We start from the raw sequence: 10758 nt of genomic DNA, 5'->3' as shown, positions 1-10758 counted from the left end.
CACGACGTGGAGGCGATCAGGTCGAAGGTACAGGCATCAAGGATCGACCTTGAGCATGAACTAGAGCAGGAAGGATAGGTAGAGGATGCCGGCCGTTGGATTGAGGACATTGCTAATACCACCAGCCACTTACCCAGGTCGAAGGCAACGGCAGCACGTCACAGCAGGCAGCTAGCGTTATCCCAAAGTCACACGCTAAGCCAGGCGCGGCCATCGGTGGCAGCGGTGCGCAGGAACAACGCCGTATCGAGGCTGGGGATGATGGTGAGCAGGTATGCGGCGACGAGCCTAGCGCGGCCCGTTGCGGCAGTGGCGCGAAAGGGTCACGCGGGCCAGCGCCTGGCGATCGACCTGCTCGCACACCAGGAGATGGCCGCCCGCAGGCGGCCTGAGGGGCTCAACCGGCGGCGCGGAAGGCGGGTTCGTTCTCGGCCATGTAGCGGGCGGCGGCGCGACGGGCTTCCAGTTCGAAGGCCTGGGGATAGCGGTCGACAATGCGCTCCAGGGTGCCGCGGGGAATGCCGTCGGCTTCGAAGTCGGTGCGGCACTGCAGGGCACCGGCGTGGCAGACGTTGCGTTCGACGGCCTCGATCAGACCGCCCGCGCGCAGACTCTTGACGATGTTGTGGGGCATGCGACGGGTGCGGCGCAGAGCGGCGGTGGCGGTGGCCAGCACCTGGAGGATCTCGTCTTCGACCGGGGTGAAGGGGCCGTTACCGAGCTTGCCCTTCTGCAGGAGGTAGCGGCGCGACAGCAGCTGACCCTGGCGTTCGAGGGCGTTGCTGGCGGTGAAATCCAGGCGACCGCGACTTTCCAGGCTGCGCTCCAGCGCAATGAGAAATTCCCAATCGGAGATCTGAGAAATCTGGGTGATGACTGCGTCCATGAAGCGCTCCTTGCCAGTCGAAAATAGATGGCACATTGATAGCGTTCGGGGCATTTGGTTCCCGGATGGGACCGCTAGCCGACGGATGTCATGTCATTTCGCCATGCCCGGTACTGGATGGCCGACGAGAGGTAGGCGAAGCGGCCGCAGAACCAGGCGTCGAGCCCGGTCATGGATCTCGGGGTGGCCGAGAAAGAGTGTCTTCGCCTCTCAGGACTAGCGGCGCGGCAGCAGGTTCTCGACCAGTTGACAGAGATCATCCACGCCCCAGGGTTTGGGCAGGAAGGCGGCGCGACGCGGCAGGATGGCGAGGTCCTGGTCGATGTAGCCGGAGATGATGATGAAGGGCACCGTGGGCCAGCTGGCCGCGGCCAACTGCGCAAAGGCCAGCCCATCCAGCATCCCTGGCACGTTCACGTCGGCGATGACCAGCTTGGTATCGCTGCCGCGGGTATCCATGTGCGCCAGGGCGTCATCGCTGGAAGCCACAGCCACGACGTTCAGGCCTTGTTCGGTGAGGATTTCGGTCAGCAGCTCGCGCTGCCTCGGATCATCCTCCAGGACAAGAATTTGTCTTTGTATATCAAGGCTTCTTGGCTTCATGGCAGGTCAGACATCGTCCGGGTGAGAGGTTCTCCACAAACTTCCTTAACGGTCGCCTGAAGCGAGTGAGCGGTACGCTGGCAAATGGCCGCCAAAGCCGCGCCCTGCTTGGGTTTCAGCTCGGCTGACGACCGCGCCAGACGGCCTCAAGCGCGACGCCGATGAAGTTTTTGCGCCGCTTGGCTGTCTGAGGGCTTGACGCCCTTTCTGCCTCTCCAAGGACCCCGCCCCCGTGAGCCAAATGCCCCCATCCCGCAAGGCGCGGGTCGACAACTCCGCGACGAGTGATGTTTCGCACGAGGGCAAGAACATCTTCTTCGCCGCGGTGGAAACCACGCGGATGCCGATGCTGATCACCGATCCCAACCAGCCGGACAATCCGATCATCTTCGCCAACAACGCCTTCACCGACATGACCGGCTACCTGGTGGAAGAACTGCTTGGGCGCAATTGCCGCTTCCTGCAGGGCCCGGAAACCGATCGTTCGGTGGTCAACTCCCTTCGCGAGGCGGTGGAACAGGAACGCGAGATCTCGGTGGAGATCATCAACTACCGCAAGGACGGCTCGACCTTCTGGAACGCGCTGTTCGTTTCGCCGGTGTACAACGACGCGGGCGAGCTGACCTATTTCTTCGCCTCCCAGCTGGATGTCAGTCGCCGCCGCGATGCCGAGGATGCCCTGCGCCAGGCGCAGAAGATGGAGGCGCTAGGCCAGCTCACCGGCGGCATCGCCCATGACTTCAACAATCTGCTGCAGGTGATGATGGGCTACATCGACATCATCCACCGCACCGCGGAGAAGCCCAGCTTCGATCAGGAACGCATCGTGCGCAGCGCGACCCACGCCAAGTCGGCGGCCGAGCGCGCCAGTACCCTCACCCAGCAGCTGCTGGCCTTTTCGCGCAAGCAGAAGCTCGAAGGCCGGGTGCTCAACCTGAACAACCTGGTTCGTGGCGCCCATGAGCTGGCCGAGCGCACCCTGGGCGATGTGGAAATCCGCACCCAGTTGGATCCCGAGCTGTGGAATTGCCGGATCGACCCGACCCAGGCCGAGGTGGCGCTGCTCAACATCCTGATCAACGCCCGGGACGCCCTGCTGGATTGCCCGCAGCCGAGCGTGGGCATAGAGACGCGCAACATCGAGGTGCGCGAGCTGGCCAATATGTCGTACGACGGGCTCATGCCCGGCCGTTACGTCAGCCTGGCGATCACCGACAACGGTCATGGCATGCCGGCCAGCATCCGCGACCGGGTGATGGACCCGTTCTTCACCACCAAGGAAGAAGGCAAGGGCTCGGGGCTTGGGCTATCGATGGTCTATGGCTTCGCCAAGCAGTCCGGTGGCACGGTGCGCATCTATTCGGAAGAGGACGTCGGCACCACGCTGCGCCTCTACTTCCCGGTGGATGACAGCCATGTCACCCATCAGCAGACGGAGCAGCGCTCGGAGCGGCGCAGTGGCACGGAGCGCATCCTGGTGGTGGAAGATCGCCCGGACGTCGCCGAGCTGGCCAAGCTGGTGCTGGAAGACTACGGCTACACGGCGCAGATCGCCTTCAATGCCAGTGAAGCCCTGCGCGTGCTGCGGGAGAACGAGCAGCCTTTCGATCTGGTGTTCACCGACCTGATCATGCCCGGTGGCATGAACGGGGTCATGCTGGCGCGCGAGGTGAAACGCCTGCAACCGCAGATCAAGGTGCTGCTCACCACCGGCTACGCCGAGAACTCCCTGGAGCGTACCGACATCGGCGGGTCGGAGTTCGATGTCATCTCCAAGCCCTATATCCCCAATGACCTGGCGCGCAAGGTCCGTCGGGTGCTGGATGGACCAAACGGCATCGCCTGAACCCTGCGATGAGCCGTTAGGACACCGGGAAGCACCGGCGGCGCGTTGGCGACCACCGGCAGAGTGGTGTGTGACAGGCGACGATATTAGACTGACGATTAATTGGGCGCAGACCGCGCCCTCGACCTCCAGCGCCGCCGCCTGCCGGCGTAGTTCCATCGGTTCCTCACGCCATCGCGCGCCCCGAGTCTGCTCAGGGACCGCCTGCGCGGCAGAGTTACCGCCCTCTTTCGTTTCCGTCGCCGCGAGGTCCAGTCATCCATGAGTTCCCCTAGCCGGTCAATTATCGCGACAGGCAATCCCGGCCTGGACAGGGTCTTGCGCGGCGGTTTGCCGAAAGATCGGCTCTATCTGCTCGAAGGCACCCCGGGGTCGGGCAAGACCACTCTGGGTCTGCAGTTTCTCTTCGAAGGCGTGCGCCGAGGCGAGTCGGTGCTGTACATCACGCTGTCGGAGACCGGTGAAGAGCTGCAGAGCGTGGCCGAGTCCCATGGCTGGAGCCTGGACGGCGTGGATCTGTTCGAGCTGTCGGCCGCCGATGCGGTACTGGGCGGCGCGCAGGAGCAGACCATCCTGCATCCCTGGGAGTCCGAGCTGGGTGACACCATCGGGCTGATCCAGGCTCGCGTGGACGAGCTCAAACCGAGCCGGCTAGTGTTCGACAGTCTCTCGGAGATGCGCCTGCTGGCGCAGGACCCACTGCGCTATCGGCGCCAGGTGCTGGCGCTCAAGCAGTTCTTCGCCGGGCGTGGCCTCACCGTCCTGCTGGTGGACGATCTGACCACCAGCGGCGGCGAACGCGACAACCACCTGCACAGCCTCTGCCACGGGGTGTTGACCCTGGAGCGCCTGACCCTGGACTTCGGCGCCGCGCGCCGACGCCTGCAGGTCCAGAAACTGCGCGGCGTGGACTTCATTGCCGGCTATCACGATTTCACCATCCGCCGCGGTGGCCTGGAGGTCTATCCGCGCATGATCGCGGCGGGGCGCTACCAGGAGTTCGCCGGCGAGCCGGTGCCCAGCAATATCGACGACATGGACGCCCTGTTGCACGGCGGTCCCTTGCGCGGCACCAGCACCCTGATCACCGGCCCGGCCGGTACGGGCAAGACCACCCTCGCCCTGCAGTTCGTGATGGCGGCCTGCGCGCGGGGCGAGAGGTGCGCCGTCTATGAGTTCGACGAGCGCATCGGCACCCTGCTCAAGCGCGCGGACAGCATGGGCATGCCGCTGCTGCGCTATATCGAGGAGGGTCTGCTGGTGGTCCACCAGATCGATCCCGCCGAGCTGTCTCCCGGCGAGTTCGCCTGGCGCGTGCGGCGGGATGTCGAGGAAGACGACTGCCGGATGCTGGTGCTGGACAGTCTCAACGGCTACCTGGCGGCCATGCCGCAGGAACAGCAGCTGATCCTGCAGATGCACGAACTGCTCTCGTACCTGAGTCAATCCGGGGTGGTGACCTTTCTCATCAATCCCCAGCACGGGCTGGTCGGCTCGATGACCTCCAGCCTCGACATCTCCTATATCGCCGACACCGTGGTGCTGATCCGCTTCTTCGAAGCACAGGGGCGCCTGCGCAAGGCCATTTCCATCCTCAAGCACCGCGGTGGCGGTCATGAGGACGCGATTCGGGAATTGCGCATCGACACCAAGGGCATTCGGGTCGGCAAGCCCCTGGTGGACTTCCGTGGCGTGCTGACCGGTACGCCGGAGTATTTCGGTGCCAAACAGCCCCTGATGGAAGAGCGCGATTGACGAAGACAGCGGCGCCGTCCTGCGAACTCATCATCTGCGCGCCCTTGCGAGGTGACGCAGCCAGCCTGCAGCGGCTCTTCACCCAGGGCTATCACACGCGCTATCTGTCCACCCTGGACGAGGTGGCGGCAGCGCTCGGCGACGACATCGGGATCATCGTCTTCACCGAGGAGGCCCTGCGCCAGGACATGACCTCCCTGGCAGGGGTACTGGAGCGGCAGCCGACCTGGTCGGACATTCCGCTGGTGCTGCTGGCGTCGGACTCCAAGCGTTCGGGACGGGGCAATGATCTTCTGCGCCGTCAGCTGCCCGCGGCGGCGACCAATCTGGTGATCCTGGAGCGGCCCCTGAGCGGTGCTTCCCTGCTGAGCAGCGTCGCGGCCGCCTGGCGCTCACGCCTGCGCCAGTTCGAGATGCGCGATCGCCTCACCGAACTCGCCCAGGAACGTGAGCGCATGCAGACGCTGCTGGAGAACCTGCCGGTCGGCGTGGCCTTCATGGACAGCGAAGGCCGCACCCTGGTCAGCAACCCCTTCTATGAGCAGCATGTGTCCGGCCAGCAGATCCCGTCTCGGCAGCCTGAGGAGGCGCTGCGCTGGGCCGCCCTGGACACCGCCGGGCGGCTGCTGCAGCCCGATCAATTCCCCGGGGCGCGGGCCCTGCGGGGCGAGCGGGTGAAGGGGCAGGATTTCTATCACACCAACGATGCGGGCGAGGAATCCTGGCTGCGAGTGAGCGCGGTGCCCTTGCACGACGAGGCTCAGCGGATCATCGGCGCGACCACGGTGATCGCCGACATCAGCGAGGAAAAGCGCGCGGAACTGGCCTTGCGGCGCTTCAACGAAGAACTGGAATCCCAGGTGGCGGAACGAACCCGCACCCTCGCCCACACCCTGAGCGAGTTGCAACGGGAAACCACCGAGCGCAGCCGCGCCGAAGAGCAGCTGCGGCAGTCGTTGAAGATGGAAGCGGTCGGCCAGCTCACTGGCGGTATCGCCCATGACTTCAACAACATGCTGACCGGGGTACTGGGCGCGCTCGATCTGATGCGGATCAAGGGCAAGAACCAGCTGCAAGGCCTGGAGCGGTACATGGAGGCCGCTCAGCACTCGGCGCATCGGGCGGCGTCGCTCACCCAGCGGCTGCTGGCGTTCTCGCGCCGGCAATCGCTGGAATCCCGACCCATGTGCGCCAACGAACTGATCCTGGCGTTGCAGGAACTGCTGCAACGCACGGTGAGCGAGCAGATCTCGGTGACGCTGGCCCTTGCCGATGACCTGCCCTGGATCCTGGCCGACGCCAATCAGCTGGAGAACGCCCTGCTCAACCTGGTGATCAACGCCCGCGATGCCATGCCGGACGGCGGGGTCATCAACCTGGCGACCTCCCTGGTCACCGTTACCGCACAGGGGACCGAGGACGATGCCCTGGTGCCGGGAGACTATGTCCGCATCGAGGTCCTGGATACCGGGACCGGCATCCCGGAGCGGCTGCTGGGCAAGGTGCTCGAACCCTTCTTCACCACCAAGCCGCAGGGCCAGGGCACGGGGCTGGGCCTGTCGATGGTGTATGGCTTCGCCCGGCAGAGTAATGGCCGCCTGACCATCGCCAGCAACGAGCGCGGCACCCGGGTCTGCGTCTACCTGCCGACGGCGGAGCAGAACGCCGAGCCGAAGCGATCCACGCCGGCGGAATTCACCCAGGGCGCCGGCGAGACCATCCTGCTGGTGGAAGACGACGACGCCGTGCGCCTGGTCAACCAGGAGGCGCTGGAAGCCCTGGGCTATCGGGTCTGGAGCGCGGCCGAAGGCAAGACCGCGCTGCGCCTGCTGGAGCAGATCCCCGAATTGAACCTGCTGGTGACCGATGTCGGCCTACCGGGTCTGAATGGCCGCCAGCTGGCGGAGGTGATCCAGCAGCTCAGACCACGGCTGCCGGTGCTGTTCCTGACCGGCTATGCCGAGGGCGCGCTCAGTAGGACGGCCTTTCTGGGTGGTAACATGGAACTCATGACCAAGCCCTTCACCCTGGACCAGCTGGCCGCGCAGGTCGCCGCCATGCTGTCCCGGGCAGCCCACCGGGCGACGGCTACCTCCTGAGGTCGTCGTCGCCCCGCGACCTAGCCAAGGACTCCCATGACGCTCCAGATCCGCCCCGCCCGCCGCGAAGACGCCGCCCGTATCCATGCCCTGATCGTCGAACTGGCCGACTACGAAAAGGCCGTCCACGAGGTGCTGGCCAACCCGGCGCGGATCGAGGCCACCCTCTTCGCTCCCGACACCCCGACTCGCGCCCTGGTCGCCGAGCACGAGGGCGTGGTGGTGGGCTACGCGGTGTATTTCTACAGCTATTCCACCTGGCTGGGCCGCAACGGCATCTACCTGGAAGACCTCTATGTGAGCCCGATCGCCCGCGGCACCGGCCTGGGCAAGGGCCTGCTGCGCGAGCTGGCCCGCGAGGCCGTGGCCAATGATTGCGGTCGCCTGGAATGGAGCGTGCTGGACTGGAACACCCCGGCCATCGACTTCTACGAAAGCCTCGGCGCCAAGGCCCAGGGCGAGTGGGTGCGCTATCGCCTGGACGGCGCGGCGCTACGGGATTTCGCGGAAAGCGGGCGGTAGGTTTTCGTGGGTTGGGTTGAGCGCCAGCGAAGCCCAACAGCGCCAAGGTTGGTCGAGCCTATGGCGATCCGCCGATTTGGGTGATGGTATTGGGTATCGCGGCCATGGGCCGCTCCTACAGGAGTCAGCACGTAGGAGCGGCCCATGGCCGCGATCAGCCGATCACTCATGGAGCTTCGTAGGTTGGGTTGAGCGCTAGCGAAGCCCAACAGCGCCAACGTTGGGCTTCGACGATGGAGCCGTCTCAGCCCAACCTACCGTGGTCGCAGCCGCGCCTACCTAGACCCAGTGCCGTAGCGTGGAAAACGGCGCAGCCTTTTCCACTGAGACTGCGGCTTGGGGTGCACCCTCACCCCAGCCCTCTCCCAGAGGGAGAGGGAGTTGTCCGAGTGAGATTCAGATCTTTGCCAGTCCTAAAAATTCACAAGCGACCGGCAAGCCTGTCCGCATCGGCGGACCACCCGACCGCCCTGACCAACACCTATTACCGATCCGCAAGCTCCACCTGCGCCGGTCGGCGCTGCATCAGCACCTTGCCGTTACGGATGGAGTACAACGGCAGACCCTGGCTGCGGACCATCTCGTAGTCGCTGTCGGCGGAGAGCACCAGCAGGTTGGCGGGCCGCCCCTCCTCCAGGCCATAACGGTCGCCCAGGCAAAGCGCCTTGGCACTGTTCACCGTGACCAGATCCAGCGCCGACTGCAGGTTGCGATAGCCGAGCATATGGCAGATGTGCAGCCCCGCTTCGAGCACTCGCAGGATGTTGCCGTTGCCTAGCGGATACCAGGGATCGACGATGGAGTCCTGGGCGAAGCAGACATTGAGGCCGGCTTCCAGCAACTCGTTGACCCGAGTCACGCCGCGGCGCTTGGGGAAGCTGTCGAAGCGGCCCTGCAGGTGGATGCTCTCGGTCGGGCAGGAGATGAAGTTGATGCCGGCATGGGTCAGCAGGCGGAACAGCTTGGCGCAGTAGGCGTTGTCATAGGAGCCCATGGCGGTGGTGTGGCTCGCGGTGACCCGCGAACCCATGCCGCGGCTGCGTGCCTCTTCGGCCAGCACCTCGAGAAAGCGCGAATGCGGATCGTCGGTCTCGTCGCAATGGACGTCCACCAGGCAGCCGGTGCGCTCGGCCAGGTCCATGAGGAATTTCACCGAGCTTACGCCCTGGTCGCGGGTGTATTCGAAGTGCGGAATGCCACCGACCACATCGGCGCCCAGGCGGATGGACTCCTCCATCAGCTCGCGCCCATTCTTGAAGGACTCGATGCCCTCCTGGGGAAAGGCGACGATCTGCAGGTCGATCAGGTGCCCGGTTTCCTCGCGCACCTCCAGCATGGCCTTGAGCGCCGCCAGGGACGGATCGGTGACATCCACATGGGTGCGCACGTGCTGGATGCCGTGGGCCGCCAGGGCACGGATCGTACGCTTGGCGCGGGTCTTGGTGTCTTCCTGGGTGATGGTGGCCTTGCGCTCGCCCCAGCATTCGATGCCTTCGAACAGGGTGCCGCTCATGTTCCAGCGCGGCTCGCCAGCGGTCAGGGTGGCATCGAGGTGGATGTGCGGCTCGACGAAGGGCGGCACCACCAGGTTGCCAGCGGCGTCGAGGTCGTCCGGCCCTACCGCGGGGGGCATCAGCTGCTCGGCGATGGCGGCGATGCGTCCGCCTTCGAGGCGGATGTCGTGGAGGCCTTCGCGGTCACGCAGGCGGGCGTTGAGGATGCGCATGGTGGATCTCCTAGAGCGAAGCGGGGGCGGCGGTACGACGACCGCGACTCAGGCCATTGAACACGCCATAGCCGAGCGCCGCCACCCCGATGCCCACCAGCGGTGCGACCCAGGGAGAGCCGAAGGCGGCGATGGTGCCCAGCCCATAGGCGGCCAGGCCCGGCCAGTTGTAGTGCGGCAGGCGGGCCTCGGCGAGCAGTGGATAGCGGCCGCGGTGGCGCAGCCAGAAGTCGGCGACGATCACCCCGCCGATGGGCGGGATCACGGTGCCGAGCAGGACCAGATAGGGCACCAGCAGGTCGTACATGCCCAGTACCGCCAGGGCGGTGCCGATCAGGGCGCCGGCCAGGGTCACCGTCTTGCGGCGGCTGGTGCGCACCAGATTGCAGCCGGCCACGGCGAAGTTGTAGATGGTGTTGTCCTGGGTGCTCCAGATATTGAGCAGCAGCATGGCCAGGGCGGCGGTTGCGAAGCCCTGCAGCATCAGCACCTCCACCACGTCGGGCTGCTGATAGACGATGGCACCATAGGCGCCGATCAGCACCATCAGGCCGTTACCGACAAAGAAGCCGATCAGACTGGCCAGCACCGCTACCCGGGTGGAACGGGCGAAGCGCGTCCAGTTGGTGGCCTGGGTGGCGCCGCTGACGAAGGTGCCGAACACCAGGGTGATGGCGGTAGAGAGGTCCAGGCGGGCACTGGGCTGGATCGCCAGCAGGCCGGCTAGCCCTCCGGCCTTGGCGGTAGTCACGCTCATCGACAGGATCAGCAGGAGGGCCATGGCCGGCACGGCGATCCAGGAGAGGATCTCCAGGCCCCGATAGCCAATGTAGGCGGTGGCGCAGAAGCCCAGGCCGAACACCGCCATCAGCGCCAGCACCGCGCCCTGCTCCAGGCCGAAGTACTTGCCCAGCACCACCGCGGCGGTAGCCGTGCCCCAGGCGTACCAGCCGATCTGGGTGAAGCCGAGGATGAGGTCGCACAGCTTGCTGCCGCGCTCACCGAAGGCGAAGCGCCCCATCAGCACCGAGTTGAGGCCGCTGCGACAGGCGATATGGCCGAGGGCCGCGGCATAGAGACCCAGCAGCAGATTGCCGAGGGCGATCACCAGCAGCAGGTCGGCGAAACCGAAGGCCACCCCCAGCTTGCCGCCGGCGAACATGGTGGCGGTGAAGAAGGTGAAGCCCAACAGTACCATGGCTAGGGAGGCCAGGCCCTTGCGGGCATGAGGCGGGACTTCGCTCAGGGGATAGTCATTGCCGGCGTTGCTTATAAGGGACTCCTCGGGATGGACGTGCCTGTCCTGTAGCAGTGCCCATGC

General features: G+C 65.5%; 8 protein-coding genes. 4 read left to right on the top strand and 4 right to left on the bottom strand.

Going from position 1 to position 10758, the window contains the following annotated elements; all coding sequences use genetic code 11:
• Positions 1–397: 397 nt before the first annotated feature.
• Positions 398–886 (bottom strand): hypothetical protein, encoded by a 489-nt coding sequence (locus ACUCV0_RS03255; protein WP_482211991.1) that lies wholly within the window; start codon positions 884–886, stop codon positions 398–400.
• A gap of 216 nt (positions 887–1102) precedes the next feature.
• Positions 1103–1489, bottom strand: a complete 387-nt coding sequence (locus tag ACUCV0_RS03250) for a response regulator (protein ID WP_059314364.1) — start codon at positions 1487–1489, stop codon at positions 1103–1105.
• Positions 1490–1730: 241 nt separating this feature from the next.
• Between ACUCV0_RS03250 and ACUCV0_RS03245 the strand changes: the two genes are divergently transcribed.
• From ACUCV0_RS03245 to ACUCV0_RS03230, 4 genes are all read left to right on the top strand, one after another.
• A complete protein-coding gene (locus ACUCV0_RS03245) occupies positions 1731–3335 on the top strand; it encodes a hybrid sensor histidine kinase/response regulator (protein ID WP_059314363.1) in 1605 nt (534 codons plus the stop codon).
• A 261-nt stretch (positions 3336–3596) separates the two neighbouring features.
• The gene (locus ACUCV0_RS03240; RefSeq protein ID WP_482211990.1) at positions 3597–5090 is read left to right on the top strand and encodes an ATPase domain-containing protein; all 1494 of its coding nucleotides are present in this window, start codon (positions 3597–3599) and stop codon (positions 5088–5090) included.
• Entirely contained in the window at positions 5087–7189 is a 2103-nt protein-coding gene (locus ACUCV0_RS03235) for an ATP-binding protein (protein ID WP_482211989.1), read from the top strand. The genes ACUCV0_RS03240 and ACUCV0_RS03235 overlap by 4 nt, the downstream gene beginning before the upstream one ends.
• 36 nt (positions 7190–7225) lie before the next feature.
• Positions 7226–7711 (top strand): N-acetyltransferase family protein, encoded by a 486-nt coding sequence (locus tag ACUCV0_RS03230; RefSeq protein WP_482211988.1) that lies wholly within the window; start codon positions 7226–7228, stop codon positions 7709–7711.
• 484 nt (positions 7712–8195) lie between these two features.
• On the opposite strand, the gene codA is transcribed toward ACUCV0_RS03230, so the two are convergent.
• Complete coding sequence (gene codA, locus ACUCV0_RS03225) at positions 8196–9437, bottom strand: cytosine deaminase (RefSeq protein ID WP_313649796.1); 1242 nt, start codon at positions 9435–9437, stop codon at positions 8196–8198.
• Positions 9438–9447: 10 nt separating this feature from the next.
• The gene (gene codB / locus ACUCV0_RS03220; RefSeq protein ID WP_482212250.1) at positions 9448–10710 is read right to left on the bottom strand and encodes a cytosine permease; all 1263 of its coding nucleotides are present in this window, start codon (positions 10708–10710) and stop codon (positions 9448–9450) included.
• Positions 10711–10758 lie beyond the last annotated feature (48 nt).

The sequence above is a fragment of the Pseudomonas sp. VMV1 genome (assembly GCF_056790235.1).
This window is presented reverse-complemented; position numbering and strand designations above follow the sequence as displayed.